Genomic DNA, 18,731 nt, shown 5'->3' with positions numbered 1-18,731 from the left:
GAAAATCAAAGCAAATTGACAACCTATGGTATAATTAATAATGCAGATAAATGTATAAGGAGGGGTGATGATGCCACATTCTAAATCGAATAAACAACAACTATCAGGGGTCGTCACCCGTTACAAGATTATTAAACCAATGGATCCAACGCTCGTTTACGTCGAAATCTCCACAGAAGCTGAGAAAATCGTGCGTTGCATTATTGCTCGTCAAGCACTCACTTTCTTAATGGATGTGGCTGTCGGTGATTTAATCCAAATCTATGGGCATTACAACGACCGCCAACAATTTGTTATTGAACGATACACTTCAAACCAAATTCAAGCAAATCGATCAGCAGTGGACCATCCACTCCATTTACGCTACCCCCATCGGAAGGAGGATGAATAATGGCAGGTTATAGCACCAATCCTGAAGTTCGTCAGCGGATTGAACAAAAATTACAACTTCTACCCGACCTCCCGGGAATTTATATGATGAAAGATCAACACGACCAAATTATTTATGTAGGAAAAGCTAAAAACTTACGTAATCGAGTTCGGTCGTATTTTCGTGGAGCGCACGATACGAAAACAACAAAATTAGTGGCCGAAATCCATAATTTCGAAACGATTGTCACTAATAGTGACAAGGAAGCGTTGATTCTGGAAATTAATCTGATTCAAGAATATAAGCCGATTTACAATATTCGACTCAAAGATTCGACGATGTACCCGTACTTAAAAATTACGAATGAACGTGATCCACAATTAATCATCGTCAATCAAGTGGAAAAGGACGGCGCCACTTACTTTGGTCCTTTCCCAAATGTATATGCTGCAACAAGTACGATGGATCTATTGAACCGTGCCTACCCGCTCAGACGCTGCAGCAAGACCGAAAAACGAGCCTGCTTCTATTATCATCTCGGACAATGTATTGGTCCATGTGACCACGAAGTCAGCCCTGAGGAATACCAAACCCAAATCCAAAAAATTAAACGATTCTTTAATGGCGATGTTAACGAGATAAAAAGTGAACTCGTTCATAAAATGGAGCGAGCTGCTGAAAATTTGGAATTTGAGCAAGCAGCAGATTACCGCGACCAAATTCAATATATTGAAAAAACCGTCGAGCGCCAAGTGATTATGAGCCAAGGTTATGACAATATGGATGTCTTTGGCTATACCTATGATTTAGGATGGTTGTCGGTCCAAGTCTTTATGTTGCGTCAAGGTTCCATAATTAAGCGTAAAGCCGCGATTTTCCCATGTGTTGGAGACCCTGAACAAGAAGTTACAACCTTTATCGCTCGCTTCTATACTGAGCAAGAACAACTGTTACCGAAATCCATTCTAGTACCGAGTCAAGTTGACCATGCCCTGCTCGAAGATTACTTTGAAATTCCTGTGACTACCCCGCTTCGTGGTAAGAAACGGGCGATGTTAGAACTTTGCGAGAAGAATAGTCGGATTGCTTTGGATGAGCGTTTCCGTTTATTTGCTCAAAATGAACAGCGGACGACGATCGCGACGACTCAACTCGCCGAAGCCTTAAATATTGTTTCCGCGGAACGGATCGAGTCGTTTGACCATTCTAATATTCAAGGAAGTCATGCGGTTTCTGGGATGGTCAGCTACTTCAACGGTCAACCTGATAAGAGCCAATACCGGAAATTTAGAATTAAGACGGTCGAAGGCGCTAACGAGTACGCTTCGACACAAGAGATTATCCGCCGCCGTTATACGCGACTTATTAAAGAAGATCAACCGCTGCCGGATTTGATTTTAATGGATGGAGGCTTAATTCAAGTTCGAGCTGCGCGCGATGTCTTAGAAAATGAGTTCGGTCTATCCATCCCCGTCGCAGGAATGGTCAAAGATGACCGACACCGGACGGCAAACTTGTTAGATGGCTACAGTGAGGAAATCATTGACTTGCCACATGACAGTCAAGCATTCCTATTGTTGCAGCGAATTCAAGAAGAAGTTCACCGCTACGCGATTACTTATCACCGTTCGGTCCGGTCTAAGTCACAATTCGGCTCCATCTTGGATCAAGTCGCAGGAGTGGGTCCGAAAACTCGTAACAAATTGTTAAAACACTTTAAAGATTTACCCGCTATGCGCGACGCAGATCTCGATGAATTCAAATTAATTGGCGTGCCGCGAAAAACCGCCGAGCGCGTCCAAGAAACACTCCGCGAGCAACTTACTTCATAAAAAATACGCTCAAAGACATGAAGTCTTTGAGCGATTTTTTGTTGCGATGGTGAACAGCTTGATGCCAAGTCGTTATGTGGTAATTTTGACTGTGGAGTGGCCTTGTGGAACAAGAATTTGGAGATTAAGACCATTGTTGTACAAATCTTATCTGAAAGTTTGGAGAATGGGACCACAGTTCTACCAATCTTATCAGAAAGTTTGGAGAATGGGACCACGGTTGTACCAATCTTATCTAAAAGTTTAAAGAATGGAAACACGGTTCTACCAATCTTATCCGAATGTTTGGAGATTACAATACCGATTCTCGTAAATCAATCCTATTTCAAAATAATCTCCCCATCTTTCAAAAAAAACAGGTTGGAACATCGTCCAACCTATTATATATTAAAAGACAATTACAGGTGTACCGTAAGTTACATAGTTGTAAATAGTGATGACTGCATCGAGTGGCGTATTGATACAGCCAAGTGATCCGGCATAAGTCCAGACATCTCCACCGTATGCGCCCTGCCAGCTTGCATCGTGGATTCCTTGGTCTTTATCATCGAAGCGAATCCAATATTTAACTGGCGTGGCATAATCAACATTTGAGAAAGGGTTAGTTCCGCGTAACTTCGTATCCGTCAACATCTCAATCACCGCACCCGCTCCTGGGACCGTTTCTGCACCAGGTTGTCCTGATACAATTGGCGTTTCTACGACCAGTTGGTGGTCCACATATAAGAACATATATTGATTCGCTAAGTCAATTTCAATATAAGTTGGACCAATTTCATCAGCTTGGCCTGCATAATTACCGACGCTAACCAAAGCCGGTGTACGCGTTACATCATGACCACTTTGCACATCATTCACGAGATTGCGCGTCTCGGTCTCAATGTCGATACCCCAGCCAAGAATGCCTGGTTCAACCGTCACCACGCCGCGCCAAGTAGACTCAAATTCACGATATTTATTAAAAGTAGCATATTTATCATCAAGTTCTAGTAAATAAGCTCGAACGGCTTCTTCATCAACAATTAAATCATTACCTTCGCCAAAATATAGCCAGCTCTCAATTTCTTGCTTCGGAATCGTAATTTCTTCTCCAGCTAACTCATACGTAATCGAAACAGAAGCAATCCGATCGATTGTATCAAGTACTTCATCAATCACCTCAGAATTACCTTCGTTAAGAGGACGCTCATACGTTGACTCTAACGAGATTGAATCTTTATTTTCAGTGATGGCTTGGGCAATCGCTTCTTTCATTAACAGCGGATCGACCTTCGTCCCACGTTTCCCAGGAACCGAATAATAGCCTGATTTCTTGTCATATTCAATTTGAGCTTCTTGAACTGGTTCACGCTTTGTATTATCAATACCTATCTTCTTCAATTGTTCAACGAGCGCTTCTTGATCGAGTTCAACCTCTTCAAGTTCCGTTCCAGCTTGATCAGGTTCTAAAAGCTTTGAAAGCCATACATTCGGATTTTGTTGATAGAATAATTCTTTTAATTCTTTATCAACTTTAAATGTTGGCGCCATCGATGACAAATCGAGTTGACCTAATGTTTTTTTCGCTTCGGTCAAGGTAAATTGACGTTGCCCTAATTCTTTTTCAATTTTTTGTTCAGCTTGAGCCATCGTCAAATTGCTGATATCAATATGATAGAATTGTGTCATTGGAACGAAACGGTCCGCATAAAAACCAATCCCGGCCATATAAATTACTAAGACGATGATGAACGATGCGACAATCGTTCCCAAAGTTTTTCGCACACAACCCCTTCTTTCTTCATAATCTCTTACCTAGCATACCAAAGATTTAACATATTTTGTAAAAATTCATAAAATTTTCATAATTCATTTTTAACATTTTAAATTTTACTTATTCATACTAACATAAATTTGATTAAAATTTAAACTTTTCTGCATATTTTCAACTAAAAAACTCCAACCTTACTTTGAAAGCGGTTGGAGTCTAAAAAATTATTTTTTAAGTTTCTGACTTAAGAGTTGATTAACTGTTTGTGGGTTGGCCTTCCCTTGGGTTTGCTTCATAATTTGCCCAACGAGGTAGCCCATCGCACGTCCTTTGCCTGCATGGAAATCATCGATAGACTCTTGATTATCTGCTAAGACCGCATCGATAATCGGCTCTAACTTCGTAGGGTCACTTATTTGAGCCATCCCTTTCGCTTCGACAACTTCATTGGCATCCCCACCGTTGGTCACTAACTCTTGGAAGAGCTGTTTTGCAATCTTACTTGAAATCGTTCCATCTTCAATTAACCCAATCATTTGCGCTAGGTTCTGTGGTGTTAACTGAGTATCTCCTAACTCTACTTGCGCTTTATTCAAGTGGGCTGAGACTTCACCCATTAACCAGTTCGAAGCTTGTTTAGGATCCGCCCCGGCTTTAATCGTTTCTTCAAAGAAGTCCGACATTACTTTCGTTAAGGTTAAGACATGTGCGTCATATTCTGGAAGACCGTATTCTGTAACATAACGTCGACGACGTTCTCCTGGCATTTCCGGAATTTCAGACTGAACTCGGTCGATCCATTCTTGTGAGATTTTAATCGGTGGAACATCTGCTTCTGGGAAGTAGCGATAATCCGCTGCCCCTTCTTTCGTGCGCATCGCAATGGTAGTATTATTCGATTCGTCATAACGGCGTGTCTCTTGCGCTACTTGGCCACCACTACGAATTAAGTTGGCTTGACGTTGTTGCTCATAGATTAAGCCTTTACGGACAAAGTTAAAACTATTTAAGTTTTTCAGTTCGGCTTTCGTTCCAAATTTCTCCGCCCCGTAAGGACGCAGTGAGATATTGGCATCGCAACGAAGTGATCCTTCTTCCATCCGAACATCTGAGACACCCGTAAAGAGCAATGTTTCACGCAAAGCTTCTAAAAAAGCATACGCTTCATCAGGACTACGCAAATCAGCCTCGGTTACAATCTCAACCAATGGTGTTCCTTGACGGTTTAAGTCCACATAGGAATAACCATCATCCGCATGAGTATTTTTACCAGCATCTTCTTCTAAATGAATTCGGTTAATACGAATTCGCTTCGTCTCACCTTCAACTTCAATATCCAAATAACCGTGTTGGCCAATCGGTTCAAAGTTTTGCGTAATTTGGTAAGCAGAAGGGTTGTCCGGATAGAAGTAATTCTTCCGGTCAAAGCTAGTTTCACGGGCAATCTCACAGTGCAACGCAAGTGCCGCTCGCATTCCGTATTCCAAAGCGCCTTTATTTAATACAGGGAGGACGCCTGGGTAAGCCCAGTCTTTCTCATTGGCATTACTATTAGGCTCTGCTCCAAAGTGTGCAGGTGAAGTACTAAAAATTTTGGCTTCTGTCTTTAATTCAACATGGACTTCCAGTCCGATAATCGTTTCAAAATTCATTCCTCTTACCTCCTACAAAGGTGCTTGCTGACCGGCAAAGTCATGGGCTTGTTCAAAATGATAAGCTAACTGGAATAAAGTTGCTTCATCTTGTGGCTTGCCAATTAATTGCATTCCAATTGGTAAATTCAAGTGATCTAAACCTACAGGAATCGACATTGCAGGCAGACCCGCTAAGTTAGCAGGAACGGTCAGTAAATCTGCCATATACATCTCAATCGGATCTTCAAATTGGCTGCCTAACTCATATGCGGTATTCGTCGTCACAGGACCTATCACTACATCATAAGATTCAAAGACACGTTTGAAATCTTCAATAATTAATGTTCGGATACGCGCTGCCTTCTCAAAGAAACGTTCATAGTTATTTACACCCAAACTATACGTTCCAATCATAATACGGCGCTTCACTTCTTTACCAAAACCTTCCGAACGTGAGCGCACATAAACTTCTTCGTTCGTATGAGCATCTGGTGAACGATAACCGTAACGAACGCCATCAAAACGTTGTAAGTTCGAACTTGCTTCCGCGGATGCTAAGATATAGTACACGTTCACGCCATGGACTAAGTTGGGCATTGAAACTTCTTCAACAATTGCACCTTCTGATTGGTAGAAGTCAATCGCTGCATCCACTTGTTTACGAATTTCCTCGTTAATCGCATCGGAACGAAATTCTTTCGGTACCGCAATCTTCATTCCTTGAATCGATTGGCCAATCTTGGCACTATAGTCTGTATCGATTTGTTCAAAAGATGTCATATCATGTTCGTCGTGGCCTGCAATAACACTCGTTACTAGTGCTGCGTCTTTCACCGTTAAAGCCAATGGCCCCACTTGGTCGAAACTTGAGCCAAAGGCAACCGCTCCATACCGCGATACTGCACCGTAAGTTGGCTTAACCCCAACGAGACCATTTAATGCGGCTGGTTGGCGAATACTACCACCTGTATCAGTTCCTAAGCTCGCAGGAACCATACCGGCAGCAACAGCTGCGGCTGAACCTCCAGATGAGCCTCCTGGTATACGTTTCGTGTCCCATGGATTATGAACCGGCCCATAATAAGACGTTTCATTCGAACCCCCCATGGCAAATTCATCTAAATTCAACTTTCCGATAATAACTGCCCCAGCATCTTTTAATTTTTTAACGACCGTTGCATCGTATGTTGGGATAAAGCCTTCAAGCATGCGGCTCGCTGCGGTCGTCTCGATGCCTTCTGTTAGAATATTGTCTTTAATACCAATAGGTACCCCATTTAAGACAGGACTATCTTCACTGTAGCCACGCTCATCAGCTGCTTGAGCTTGCGCTAAAGCCTGCTCTTTAGCGACCGTAATAAATGCGTTAATCGTGTCATCTACTTGTTCAATGCGGTCAAAGTAATGGTTGACTAACTCCACACTGGACAATTCACCTGTTTTAAACGCTGCTTGAATTGCTTCGATTGTCTTAGGAAATTGTGTCATCACTTATGCCTCCTGACTATCTAGAATGGCCGGCACTTTAATGTAGCCATCTTGTACCATCGGCGCATTATTTAATAATTGTTGGTAGTGCTCATTCTTGATCGCTTTATCTTCACGGTATACATTCATCAGATGATTACCGTGGAATGTTGGCTTCACATTGCTCGTATCCACTTCTTCTAGCGAGTCCAACATATCGAGAATCTCTTTGAAATCATCGATAAATCCAGCGACTTCGTTCGCATCAAAAGCCAACTTCGATAACTCGGCTACCTTCAATACTTCTTGTTCTTGTACCATCGCAATTCCTCCTAATTAAATACATGACTTTCGAACTGAGTTGCCCCAGCAGGTCGACCGACATACCCTTCAACGCCGACATCCGAGGTAATTTTTATTTCGATTTCAATACCACCAGGTAGGGTTGATTGGGCAACATCAGTAATATGTTGCTCGAGTGCAATAATTTCTGATTTTTGGTAGAACTGCGTCACAATTTCAATGTGTAGCGCAGCAAGACCATCATTAATATAGAGCGCTTCGCCAACAATACCGTTTAAATTCGGGAAGAAATTAACAATTTGTTGACGGAAATTATCAAAGTAACTGAATTGTTCATCTCCATCTTGCGGATTTAAAATCGGTAAAGCGATTCGATATTCATTAATTTCTGTCCAGTCTGTCACCGAGTTGCCTTCGCGTGAGATACCATCCAGTAAGAATGTACCTCCGACGATTTCTTCATTTGGCGCATTCCGGAAGATACCAACCGCAATCGGAACTGAACGCAAGTCTTGACTATTACGCAAACGACCGACAATAATATTGGCCAATTGACGTCCACGCTCACGCATCTCACCAACGGAGATTTCTTGAGTATGAATAACCCCTTCCGAATCTTGATATTCATAGACACTGTTCATTGCCAGTCCGATAACAATGCCGCTAAGGCTATAACCTTCTTCCGTCTCTACCAATAAATTCTTTTCCATTATTTGTGATAAATAAACTGGCGTTGGCGCTACGTCCGTTACTTGAGAGTCTACTTCAGTTGTTGTCGTCTCTAAGTTGGCTGCTTCGTTTAATTCATCTGCCGGTGAACCATCTTCTAATGTCGCTTCTTCCATATTGAGTTCACTCGTTTCTTCAGCAATCGACTCAATTTCTGGTAAAGCAGGGTTTAATCCTTCTGGATTGGTCTCAGATTCACGCCCAACCCAGCTTGTTAAGGTTTCTCGACCAATGACTTGCCCTTCTCGCATAAAGTATTGATCCGTTGGAAAAATACTTTGACTCATTCGAAGAAGTCCGTCTTCAAGTGCTCGAATATTGCGCGCAGAATTTACTGCGTAATAAGTACTTGCAGAGCTTGAAGGTTGATATTTGCCATCCACAATGGCAGCGCGATAATAGTTGTTCGCTAATTGGTTTGTGGTTGTCTGAACATCGACCTGATTCGGTTGATACTCGGTACGACCTTCATCCACTTCGTTGGAAATATCTCCTAAGCAGCCGGCTAGTAAAAGGATGACTGCACTCAAGAGAAATGGTTTCATAGTTTGCTTCATAGTTTACTCACTTTCTTGCTTCATTTGAATAAATTGACTTTCATCAATAATTGGAATATTCAGCGATTGGGCCTTAGTATATTTGCTGCCGGGATTTGTTCCGGTAATCAAGTAGTCCGTATTTTTAGAGACACTACCGGTCACTTTAGCTCCTTGGAGCGTCAGCCATTCTTTAGCTTCTTGGCGCGTCATTTGGCTTAAGGACCCGGTTAATACAATCGTCTTGCCAGCCCATGGAGACTCGCTTAAATCTTGCTCCGAGCGACGTGGACCTAAGTATTGCATATTAACACCCGCGTCTTTTAGCTCCTCAATTAATTGCTGGCTTTCAGGCATTTGCATAAAATGAGCGATGGACTCGCTAATAATCTGCCCAATCCCTTCAATGGTCTCTAATTGAGTGGCCGTTACTTCCTTTAAGGCATCCATATCTTCAAATTGCTCAGCAATCATCCGAGCTGCTTTTGCACCGACATGGCGTATGCCAAACCCAAATAGTAGACGCTCTAACGAATTTTCTTTCGAAGCTTCAATCGCCTTTAGGTAATTCATTGCACTTTTCTCACGAACATTCGGTAAGGTTAACAGTTGTTCCTCGGTTAAATGATAAAAATCAGCGACCGTCTCAACTAAATCCGCATCAATCAATTTTTCAATCACTTTCTCGCCGACTCCGACAATATTCATCGCACCACGTGAGGTAAAATGACTTAAGTTGGCCAGACGTTGTGCCGGGCAAAGTGAATTGTCACAGCGTAAAGCTACTTCGTCTGCGTGACGCGTTAACGGTTCGCCACACTCTGGACACTCCGTTGGAATTGCCAGAGGTTCACTCTCCGCTGAACGGCGCGCTGTATCAACAGACAATACTTCTGGAATAATATCTCCCGCCTTATGGATGGTGACGATATCTTCTAAACGTAAGTCGAGCGCTTGGATTAGGTCAACATTATGGAGCGAGGCCCGGCTGACCGTTGTGCCAGCTAGAGGAACGGGATCCATCACCGCGGTCGGCGTAACAACCCCCGTCCGGCCGACCGTCCATTCGACCTCCCGCACTGTTGTCTCAGCTACTTCGGCCTTGAATTTATAAGCAATCGCCCAGCGAGGGGATTTGACGGTATAGCCAAGTTCGCTCTGGACTGCGACGTCATTGACTTTAATGACGACACCATCAATCTCGTAAGGTAAGGAGTGACGCAACTCATCAATATGTTCAATATAGTGCCATATCTCATCAAGTGTTTGGCATAGTTGACGCTCTGGATTTGAGCGCAACCCAATTGTCTTCAGCCAATCAAATAATTGAGCTTGCGATGTTGGAGTATCGCTCCCCGCCTGCGCGACACCATACATAAAAATATTTAATTGACGCTCACTAGCAGCTCGAGGATCTACTTGTCTAAGTCCTCCTGCTGCAGCATTACGCGGATTCGCAAAGGGAGCTTGTCCTTGTTGTTCTCGGGTTTCATTTAATTGTTGAAAGACCGCCTTAGGCATATAAGCTTCGCCACGAAACTCCCCACTGACGGATTCATTGAGTCGCAAAGGTAACGATTTGATGGTCTTCAAATTCGACGTGATATCTTCGCCAACTGTCCCATCACCACGGGTTGCTCCACGAATAAACTTCCCATCTTGATAGGTTAAAGCTACCGCCAATCCGTCGATTTTACACTCACACATATAGGTCAATGACCGGCCAGCTAAAGCTTCGCAACGCTCGATAAAAGCGGCTAAATCTGCTCGATTAAATGCGTTACTTAAACTATACATTGGCTCGGCATGACTTACTTTAGAAAAGCCATCTAATAATTGGTCTCCCACGCGTTGCGTTGGGGAATCGGATCGAATCCAAGAAGGATGCGCTGCTTCTAGCTTGAGTAACTCGTGATACAGCTGATCGTATTCGTAATCTGTAATTTCAGATTGGTCTAAGACGTAATATTGATACGCATAATGATTTAATAAATCCGTCAGCTGATGCATACGCTGCTTAACATCATTCGTATGTGTTTCGACCATCCGATGCTCCTCCTTTATTCAAGTTCTACCAACAAATTGTTTCTAAGCAATTATAACACTTTTAGCGTGAATACTTAACTATTATCTGATGATACTATTCATCAAGGGGCTCAATGGGTGCTAACGAACCTAGTAGTTGTTTGATACCTTGAGATTCAAAGGCAATGCTCAGTTGTTGGTCACTGCCCTCATCTTTAATTGCCACAATCGTACCTTGACCCCAAGCTTTATGACTGACTTTGTCACCGACAGTCCAAGTTTGACTTTGATTTTGTTGGACACGTTGACGAATTTCTGCGCGAGTCGGTGTTTTTCGGCGTGGACCAATCGATCTGCGTCTTGAAGTGTTTTGCCCTAATACTGTTGATTGGAAGCTACTGCCAACGTGTTGTAGATATTGGCTGTCAATCTCATCGATAAAGCGACTTGGTTCATTATATTGATAATTACCATACAACAGACGACGGCGTGTCGAAGTTAAAAATAACCGGTCTTCTGCTCGAGTCATCCCAACATAAGCGAGACGACGTTCTTCTTCAACCTCACTTGGGTCTTCCAACGCACGACGGATTGGAAACAACCCCTCTTCCATCCCTACCATAAAGACATAAGGGAACTCCAATCCTTTGGCAGCATGGAGCGTCATCAAAGTGACTTGGTTTTCCGTCTCATTTTCAGCTGCATCGGTCATTAAGGATAAATCCGTTAAAAAGAATCGCAGACGTTGCTTCGGCGTTGCTTCGGTTGAAGTCGCATTGGCTTCTCCTTCTCGTTCCGATTGCGCCAAATAATCAGGGTCGCGCTCTAAAAAATCGGCATTCTCGAGTTCATCGTATTCATGAGCGACCGATAGAAATTCATTTAAGTTATCCAATCTGGCTTCCGCTTCAATGGTACCTTCTAGCTTAAGACTTTCTTGGTAGCCAGCCGCTTGCCAGACCGCCTCAATCAGCTCACTTAGCGTTAAAAACTCCGCCTGACGGTGCCACTGCTCTACCATATTGGCAAAGTCGACTAATTTCTCCTGGGTCGCTTTCGATAAGTTCGAATAGCTCAAACGCGAAATCGATTCGAATAAGCTCATGTCAATTGACGCTGCAAATTCTGTCAGTCGCTCAACTGTGGTCGCGCCAATACCTCGTTTAGGGACATTAACAATCCTTAAGAAACTTAAATTATCAGCTGGATTATCAATGAGGCGTAAATACGCTAACGTATCTTGAATTTCTTTACGGGCGTAGAACTTGGTCCCGCCGACAACTTTATAAGGCAAGTTCACTCGCATCAATGCTTCTTCGAGCGCACGCGACTGCGCTTGAGTCCGATATAGAATCGCAAAGTCACGGTACTCCAACCCTTGATCCTCTTTGGCTTCCATAATTTGTTGAATCACATAGCGAGATTCCTCGACATCCGTCTCCGCTTGGTAGTAGCGGATTTTTTCGTCAGATTCACGCTCACTCCACAGTTGCTTCGGTTGACGATGTGAGTTGTTTTGAATAACCGAGTTGGCTGCTTTGAGAATCGGCTGGGTCGAACGATAATTTTGCTCGAGCAGGATTACTTGTGCATCTTTGAAGTCACGTTCAAAGTTTAGAATATTTTCCATGTTAGCGCCACGCCAACCGTAAATACTTTGGTCCGCATCCCCAACCACACAAATATTTTGCAAGATACCTCCGGCTAAATAACGAATCAATTGGTACTGACTTTCGTTCGTATCTTGGTACTCGTCGACATGGATATATTGGAACTTCCGTTGATAGAAAGCCAACACCTCAGGTTGTTCCGCAAAAAGTTGGTTGGTCAGCATAATTAAATCGTTAAAGTCCATCGCATTACTCTGCTTCAAGCGCTTCTGATAGCCTCGATAGACTTGTGAATAAATATCCGCTAAATAGCCGATTGCCTCCTCGGCATATTGTTCCGGTGTTTGCCCTTTGTTTTTTGCTTGATCAATCAGGCTGAGCATTTCTTTCGGGTGATAGCGTTTGGAATCTAGATTGAGATCTTTTAGAACCTGCTTCATCACGGTCTGCTGCTCTCCAGCATCAATAATCGTAAAGTTACGGTCATAACCAATATGGTGATATTCTCGCCGTAAGATTCGAGCGCACATCGCATGGAAGGTCGCAACCCAGATCGATTCGGCACCTTCCCCAACGAGTTGCTCCACCCGTGTGCGCATTTCGCTCGCGGCCTTATTGGTAAACGTAATTGCTAAAATATTCCAAGGGTTCACATCTTGATAAGCGATTAAATACGCAATTCGGTGCGTTAAGACCCGCGTCTTACCGCTCCCGGCACCTGCCGCAATAAGTAACGGTCCTTCGGTCGTCATCACAGCTTGTCGTTGTAGATCATTTAATCGATTGATGCTGTCCATTAATCGTGACATCTTATTCTCCTTTACTAATACTGGCTGACGTGAATTGTCACGTCGTAACATTCCTCTTGACGACGAAATGGAGAATAAAATTTTCACTTCGTGAAGTGATTCTCTTTACTCTCCATCTGTTCGTTTAATTAGTTTAATAATAATTCTGTTGCTTCAATTTGACGGCGACACGATTCAAGCGAATCCCCCGTCACATTGACGTATCCTTGAATCGGCTGATGTAATGAATTTGATGGGAAAATCGCAAATCCCCAATCCGTGCGTGTTAAGTACTGAATCATCAACTTATCCGTATCGATTGCGGTAAGTGGTAACGCGATACCGGCCGGATGATTGAGCGTCAAGCTGGGTAGCGCCATGTCAAACATCGCCCGCAAGGTCGCTTCATAGTGCGACACACTCATCGTTCCAATCGTGAACATCGATTCTTCATTCATTCCAATACTAGCTTGGTTAACATACATAACCCCCGCAGACGTCACTAAGAATTTCAAAGTGAGCGATCCACGTAAATTCAGTTGGTTGGCCAGATGATAAGCGATACGTCGCATTTCTTCTTCCACCGGACGCATCAATTGCGCTGGGTAGGCTACTTGACGAGCAACTAGCATCCCTTCATGACGAATATCAAATGGTGGATAGATCAAAATCTCACCCCGTTCATTGCGTATCACAATGAGCGACACTTGTTTTTCAGCCGGAATCCAAGCTTCAAGTAAACAAGTTGTTTGAGCCAATTTAGCTTCTGCTAAGTTGAAATCATTCTCGCTATACAGAATGACGTGGTCGTCTGCTTTCGCAATATGCCGCTGTGTAGCTTTTAAGACGCAAGGGTAGCCAATATATTCGATTGCTTCTTTCAAGTCGGTCATATTGGTGACCATCGAGAACGGCGCCACTAGAATATGGTGCGTATCTAGATAGACCTTTTCAATCAGGCGATCCGTTGTAATCGCCATCAAGTCATCAGACATCGGCAAATCAGTGTGCTGATTCAACACGCGTAGTGCTTGGTTAGATAGGATTCCCTTTTCAGGAATTGCCAAATCAACACGCGCACCGAAGTACTTCAACGCCTCATCTTCATAATCTTCAACCACAGTCTGCCACAAGGCATGCTGCCGCACTGGGTTCTGCTCCTCAGTAACGAGACTCGCCACTCGGTAACCGAGCCGCCCTGCTGTTTGCGCTAAGACGGCCGCCGACAGACTAGAGCCGATAATACCAATCGTTGAACCAGGTAGATGTCGCTGAGCCATCCTATCGCTCCTTTCATTCATATCGTATATCTGATATCTTACCATTTTGTCCTCATTTACGCTAGAGAGTTCTACCAATGCCGCTTGAATATTGTGGGTGCATCACGCTTGATTAGACAAAGTGCCGGTGTGGAGGGGCTGAGTAAGCGGGATTGGGGTGGGGAGAAAAGGGAGAGACTAATCAACAGAGGGTTTGAGTTGGTGAGAGAGGGGTTAGACTAATAAAACCCAGGCTTTGGTTTGGCGAACCTCGTGCCAGACCAATCGAACACTTACTTTGGTTTGGTGAACCCTGACCCAGACCAATCGAACACTTACTTTGGTTTGGCGAACACTGTGCCAGACCAATCAAGCACTTACTTTGGTTTGGTGAACCCTGACCCAGACCAATCAGTCTATTGCTTTGGTTTGGCGAACCTCGTGCCAGACCAATCAACCACTTACTTTGGTTTGGTGAGCCCTGTGCCAGACCAATCAAACTCTTACTTTGGTTTGGTGAACCCTGACCCAGACCAATCAAACTCTTTCTTTGGTTTGGCGAATACCGCGCCAGACCAATCAACCACTTACTTTGGTTTGGCGAACACCGTGCCAGACCAATCAGTCTATTGCTTTGGTTTGGCGAACACCGTGCCAGACCAATCAACCACTTGCTTTGGTTTGGCGAACCTCGTGCCAGACCAATCAAACTCTTACTTTGGTTTGGTGAACCCTGACCCAGACCAATCAAACTCTTTCTTTGGTTTGGCGAATACCGATCCAGACCAATCAACCACTTACTTTGGTTTGGCGAACCCCGTGCCAGACCAATCAGTCTATTGCTTTGGTTTGGCGAACCTCGTGCCAGACCAATCAAACTCTTAATTTGGTTTGGCGAACACCGTGCCAGACCAAACAAACACTCCTATTGGTCCAGCAGCCCACGAGCCAGACCAATCAAACTCTTACTTTGGTTTGGCGAACACCGTGCCAGACCAATCAAACTCTTACTTTGGTTTGGTGAACCCTGACCCAGACCAATCAAACTCTTTCTTTGGTTTGGCAAACCCCGAACCAGACCAATCAACCACTTACTTTGGTTTGGCGAACCCCGTGCCAGACCAATCAGTCTATTGCTTTGGTTTGGCGAACCTCGTGCCAGACCAATCAAACACTTACTTTGGTTTGGTGAACCCTGACCCAGACCAATCAGCCTATTGCTTTGGTTTGGCGAACCTCGTGCCAGACCAATCGAACACTTAATTTGGTTTGGTGAACCCTGACCCAGACCAATCGAACACTTACTTTGGTTTGGCGAATACCGTGCCAGACCAATCAACCACTTACTTTGGTTTGGCGAACCCCGTGCCAGACTAATCAACCACTTACTTTGGTTTGGAGTGTAAATTGTAATTTTATTTTGCACTAAATTTAAGAGGTGCTTTGCACTAATAAAATAAAAAAGACTATTATTGCCTTATCATTTGCTCGTTCTTCTGTTAAGCCAGCAGTACCTATTCCAGGTTTTGTAAATATTACCCCAGGAACAGCGGATAGAGATATAAAAGATCGGAAACAAATTAGAGGGCTCTCTCAATTTGTTTCCGACTTCTTTTTTTAATGCACTTTTTCAAGCTATCATTATAAACTAAAAAAAGAAGAGATGATTTTCAAATTATTCCATCTCTTCCTTTCCTGTAAAACTATTGTATTTTTACACAATAGGGTCATTCAATTATTTCATGTGCCAAATAACGGCTTATTTTGGCTCTAATTTCAATATCATCGCATTGATGGCAACAATTACAGTCGAAAGTGACATCAAGACGGCACCGACTGCTGGACTTAATGTTATGCCAATTGGTGCTAGTATTCCTGCAGCTATTGGAATCGCGATAAAGTTATATCCTGCTCCCCAAACAAGATTTTCTTTCATCTTACGTGTGGTCTTCTGAGCCAACTCGATAAAAGATTCAATGTCGCCAGGGTCTGACTGTGTCAAGATGACATCGGCTGAATCCAATGCTACTTGAGTTCCAGCACCAACAGCTATACCAACGTCTGCTAATGCAAGAGAAGGTGCATCGTTGACCCCGTCACCGACCATGATAACTTTCTTTCCTTCTTCTTTAAGTTTTTCAACTAATTCATATTTGTCTTGAGGAGATTGATTAGCTAGATAATCAATACCTAAAATTTCTGCAACTCCTTGAGCCGCTTTTTCATTGTCACCTGTTGCCATAATCGGTTGAATCTTGTTCTTTTTAAGGGCTTGTATTAAGTCTTTACTTGTTGGTTTTAATTCATCCCCTAAAGCTACAGCACCGATTGCTTCGTCGTTTTCTACTAAGACACTGAGGGTTGCTCCTTTTGGAATATCCATATCCAGATTACGTCCATATGCTTTTTGACTGATTAATTGATAACGATGTCCGTTAGCTTGCCCTTCTACACCAGCGCCCGAAATAACATCAACCGAATCAAAACTTACTGGACGTATCCCTTGCTGTTCTGCGTAACTAATAATTGACTGAGCGATAGGGTGACTAGATCCACCTTCGATACCTGACAATAAGGCAACGATTTCATCTTTCGTATATTTATCATTAAAGAGTTCAACATCTAATACTTTAAACTCACCAGTTGTTAAAGTTCCGGTTTTATCTAAAACCATAACATCTGCGTTTGTAGTCAACTCCAGAGCTTCCCGGTCTTTCACTAATAATCCCCGACTGGCCCCTAAGCTGGTACTACGAGCAGTCACCAATGGAATAGCCAGACCCAGGGCATGCGGACAAGCAATAACTAACGTGGTGACTGTAAAAATAACTGCCGTTTGTACATCAGCTATAACCATCCATATGACAAGGGCAATAAGAGCTACAATAAGCGCAATATAAAAGAGCCATCCAGCAACTTTTTGTGCAAGATTTTCTGCTCGAGATGGTTGGTTTTGAGCTTGACTGATTAATGTCTGAACCTGAGAAATGAAGGACTTATCGCCCGTCTGCTTTATTTCCACATAGAGGACTCCGTCACCATTGGTTGATCCACCGAAGACCTCATCTCCGGGGTTTTTTTCAATTGGTTTTGATTCCCCAGTCAAAAGCGCTTCGTTTACACGTGATTCGCCACGCTGGATTGTTCCATCTGCTGGAACATTTTCTCCGGCTTGAACACGAATCAAATCACCTACTCGCAAATCAGCAACTGGACGTGTTTCAATTGAATCGTCTTCCAATACAACATGTGCATCTTTCGGCACCAACTCAGCCAATGCTTTTTGTGCATCTCCTGCTTCTCCAATAGCTTTCATCTCAATCCAGTGACCTAACAACATAATTAATATTAATGAAGAAAATTCAAAGAAAAAGTCCATCACATGTTCACCAGTCACATATCTAGCAATGACTGCATAAACACTGTAAAAGTAGGATACAGAGATGCCAAGAGTGACAAGAGCCATCATTCCAGGAGCCTTTTCTTTAAACTCATCTATTGCCCCCATATAGAAAGGTTTACCTCCATAAATGTACAAAATCGTAGAGAGAAGAACCACCAATATATCAGAGTACTGAAATGTTAATTGAAATGGTAACGAAATCCCCATCATAGGCGATAAAATCATAATGATAGTTCCTATAGGTAATGATTTTAAAAATATTCCCTTGAAATCTCCATGGTGGTGATGCTCGTGCCCGGCGTGGCCACTGTGGTCATGACCAGCATGATGATCGTGGTGCCCCCCGTGATGTTCCATTTCATTATGGTCGTGTTTTGAGTGATCCATGTCGCCGTGATTATGATGACTACGTGACGAATGTTTTTTGTTATTTCTCATTTTTAATTCCTCCTCGTATAATAAATGTAGTCTTAAATGAATGATTTTTAAGACTTTAAACTTGTTACCCCTTTCGGGGTATAATTGTTTGTAAAGATTGAGGTTGCCCAATTCCTCCTTGAAAATTATTTTTCCCTTTTAAGACTGGCACCTCATCTCTATAGACAGTATATGAATCAGCTGGATAGAACATTGTTTCTGTATCTCTTACGAGGCTATATCGTCCATAGAGTATGGGGAAAACCTCTTTCTAATTAAAGAAAGGTTGATGAATATGCAATACCTAGGTATAGACATCGGTAAGCGTGCTCATGAAGCAGCTTTACTTGATCAGGATGGAAATCATCTCGGAAAAACTGTGCGTTTTTCAAATAGTCATAAAGGTGCTGAAAAACTACTCGATTTAATGAATAGAGTGACCCCAATTAGTTGGACCAAAGAGATAAGCATATTTTGCTTGTCTCTTTTTTATGTGTATAGGATTTAATCCTTAAGCAGCTTGTGCCTGTCTATATTCAACAGGACTTAACCAGCTCAACTTTTCCTTAATTCGCTCTTCGTTATAGTAACGAATATAATCAATGATT

Annotated in this window: 15 protein-coding genes; 5 read left to right on the top strand and 10 right to left on the bottom strand. The window is 43.0% G+C overall.

All coding sequences use genetic code 11. The features are described from left to right. The first annotated feature begins 70 nt into the window (after nucleotides 1-70). Together CYJ57_RS04365 and uvrC are read left to right on the top strand one after the other, a co-directional pair. The gene (locus CYJ57_RS04365) at nucleotides 71-391 is read left to right on the top strand and encodes a hypothetical protein (protein WP_101954225.1); all 321 of its coding nucleotides are present in this window, start codon (nucleotides 71-73) and stop codon (nucleotides 389-391) included. Next, nucleotides 391-2,202, top strand: a complete 1,812-nt coding sequence (gene uvrC, locus CYJ57_RS04360; RefSeq protein ID WP_101954224.1) for an excinuclease ABC subunit UvrC — start codon at nucleotides 391-393, stop codon at nucleotides 2,200-2,202. Before CYJ57_RS04365 ends, uvrC begins: the two co-directional genes overlap by 1 nt. A gap of 387 nt (nucleotides 2,203-2,589) precedes the next feature. Here the strand turns inward: uvrC and CYJ57_RS04355 are convergent, their stop codons facing one another. The 8 genes from CYJ57_RS04355 to CYJ57_RS04320 all read right to left on the bottom strand — a co-directional run bounded on the left by CYJ57_RS04355 (nucleotide 2,590) and on the right by CYJ57_RS04320 (nucleotide 14,324). After that, nucleotides 2,590-3,966 (bottom strand): L,D-transpeptidase family protein, encoded by a 1,377-nt coding sequence (locus CYJ57_RS04355; RefSeq protein WP_101954223.1) that lies wholly within the window; start codon nucleotides 3,964-3,966, stop codon nucleotides 2,590-2,592. A 210-nt stretch (nucleotides 3,967-4,176) separates the two neighbouring features. Next, the gene (gene gatB / locus CYJ57_RS04350; RefSeq protein WP_101954222.1) at nucleotides 4,177-5,604 is read right to left on the bottom strand and encodes an Asp-tRNA(Asn)/Glu-tRNA(Gln) amidotransferase subunit GatB; all 1,428 of its coding nucleotides are present in this window, start codon (nucleotides 5,602-5,604) and stop codon (nucleotides 4,177-4,179) included. 12 nt (nucleotides 5,605-5,616) lie between these two features. Next, nucleotides 5,617-7,074 (bottom strand): Asp-tRNA(Asn)/Glu-tRNA(Gln) amidotransferase subunit GatA, encoded by a 1,458-nt coding sequence (gene gatA / locus CYJ57_RS04345; RefSeq protein ID WP_101954221.1) that lies wholly within the window; start codon nucleotides 7,072-7,074, stop codon nucleotides 5,617-5,619. Nucleotides 7,075-7,077: 3 nt separating this feature from the next. Beyond that, entirely contained in the window at nucleotides 7,078-7,374 is a 297-nt protein-coding gene (gene gatC / locus CYJ57_RS04340) for an Asp-tRNA(Asn)/Glu-tRNA(Gln) amidotransferase subunit GatC (RefSeq protein WP_101954220.1), read from the bottom strand. 11 nt (nucleotides 7,375-7,385) lie between these two features. Next, nucleotides 7,386-8,630 (bottom strand): CamS family sex pheromone protein, encoded by a 1,245-nt coding sequence (locus CYJ57_RS04335; RefSeq protein ID WP_244896580.1) that lies wholly within the window; start codon nucleotides 8,628-8,630, stop codon nucleotides 7,386-7,388. Nucleotides 8,631-8,645: 15 nt separating this feature from the next. Beyond that, the gene (ligA, locus tag CYJ57_RS04330) at nucleotides 8,646-10,667 is read right to left on the bottom strand and encodes an NAD-dependent DNA ligase LigA (RefSeq protein WP_101954218.1); all 2,022 of its coding nucleotides are present in this window, start codon (nucleotides 10,665-10,667) and stop codon (nucleotides 8,646-8,648) included. Nucleotides 10,668-10,761: 94 nt separating this feature from the next. Continuing rightward, nucleotides 10,762-13,065 carry a DNA helicase PcrA gene (gene pcrA, locus CYJ57_RS04325; protein WP_101954217.1) on the bottom strand — a complete coding sequence of 768 codons (2,304 nt, stop codon included), beginning with the start codon at nucleotides 13,063-13,065 and terminating at the stop codon, nucleotides 10,762-10,764. Nucleotides 13,066-13,193: 128 nt separating this feature from the next. Beyond that, the gene (locus tag CYJ57_RS04320) at nucleotides 13,194-14,324 is read right to left on the bottom strand and encodes an ATP-grasp domain-containing protein (RefSeq protein WP_101954216.1); all 1,131 of its coding nucleotides are present in this window, start codon (nucleotides 14,322-14,324) and stop codon (nucleotides 13,194-13,196) included. Nucleotides 14,325-14,564: 240 nt separating this feature from the next. Here CYJ57_RS04320 and CYJ57_RS04315 point away from each other — a divergent pair, with 240 nt between their 5' ends. After that, nucleotides 14,565-15,188 (top strand): nucleoporin, encoded by a 624-nt coding sequence (locus tag CYJ57_RS04315; RefSeq protein WP_101954215.1) that lies wholly within the window; start codon nucleotides 14,565-14,567, stop codon nucleotides 15,186-15,188. A gap of 6 nt (nucleotides 15,189-15,194) precedes the next feature. After that, nucleotides 15,195-15,566 carry a nucleoporin gene (locus tag CYJ57_RS04310; RefSeq protein ID WP_180764388.1) on the top strand — a complete coding sequence of 124 codons (372 nt, stop codon included), beginning with the start codon at nucleotides 15,195-15,197 and terminating at the stop codon, nucleotides 15,564-15,566. 496 nt (nucleotides 15,567-16,062) lie between these two features. On the opposite strand, the gene CYJ57_RS04305 is transcribed toward CYJ57_RS04310, so the two are convergent. After that, entirely contained in the window at nucleotides 16,063-18,063 is a 2,001-nt protein-coding gene (locus CYJ57_RS04305) for a heavy metal translocating P-type ATPase (RefSeq protein WP_425319855.1), read from the bottom strand. A gap of 355 nt (nucleotides 18,064-18,418) precedes the next feature. Here CYJ57_RS04305 and CYJ57_RS07985 point away from each other — a divergent pair, with 355 nt between their 5' ends. Then, a complete protein-coding gene (locus tag CYJ57_RS07985) occupies nucleotides 18,419-18,631 on the top strand; it encodes an IS110 family transposase (RefSeq protein ID WP_244896579.1) in 213 nt (70 codons plus the stop codon). A gap of 3 nt (nucleotides 18,632-18,634) precedes the next feature. Here the strand turns inward: CYJ57_RS07985 and CYJ57_RS04295 are convergent, their stop codons facing one another. Then, nucleotides 18,635-18,727 (bottom strand): IS3 family transposase, encoded by a 93-nt coding sequence (locus CYJ57_RS04295; protein WP_483400880.1) that lies wholly within the window; start codon nucleotides 18,725-18,727, stop codon nucleotides 18,635-18,637. Nucleotides 18,728-18,731 lie beyond the last annotated feature (4 nt).

The sequence above is a fragment of the Falseniella ignava genome (assembly GCF_002847645.1).
In the GTDB taxonomy this organism is placed as follows: Bacteria; Bacillota; Bacilli; order Lactobacillales; family Aerococcaceae; genus Falseniella; species Falseniella ignava.
Note: the sequence above shows the minus strand (reverse complement) of the source record. Positions and strands in the feature narration are given on the sequence as shown.

Coding starts and splice junctions, on each gene's coding strand:
- CYJ57_RS04305 (WP_425319855.1), bottom strand. CDS start 18,063: ATGGAACATCACGGGGGGCACCACGATCATCATGCTGGTCATGACCAC.
- CYJ57_RS04320 (WP_101954216.1), bottom strand. CDS start 14,324: ATGGCTCAGCGACATCTACCTGGTTCAACGATTGGTATTATCGGCTCT.
- ligA (WP_101954218.1), bottom strand. CDS start 10,667: ATGGTCGAAACACATACGAATGATGTTAAGCAGCGTATGCATCAGCTG.
- pcrA (WP_101954217.1), bottom strand. CDS start 13,065: ATGTCACGATTAATGGACAGCATCAATCGATTAAATGATCTACAACGA.
- gatA (WP_101954221.1), bottom strand. CDS start 7,074: ATGACACAATTTCCTAAGACAATCGAAGCAATTCAAGCAGCGTTTAAA.
- CYJ57_RS04335 (WP_244896580.1), bottom strand. CDS start 8,630: ATGAAACCATTTCTCTTGAGTGCAGTCATCCTTTTACTAGCCGGCTGC.
- CYJ57_RS07985 (WP_244896579.1), top strand. CDS start 18,419: ATGCAATACCTAGGTATAGACATCGGTAAGCGTGCTCATGAAGCAGCT.
- gatB (WP_101954222.1), bottom strand. CDS start 5,604: ATGAATTTTGAAACGATTATCGGACTGGAAGTCCATGTTGAATTAAAG.
- CYJ57_RS04365 (WP_101954225.1), top strand. CDS start 71: ATGCCACATTCTAAATCGAATAAACAACAACTATCAGGGGTCGTCACC.
- uvrC (WP_101954224.1), top strand. CDS start 391: ATGGCAGGTTATAGCACCAATCCTGAAGTTCGTCAGCGGATTGAACAA.
- gatC (WP_101954220.1), bottom strand. CDS start 7,374: ATGGTACAAGAACAAGAAGTATTGAAGGTAGCCGAGTTATCGAAGTTG.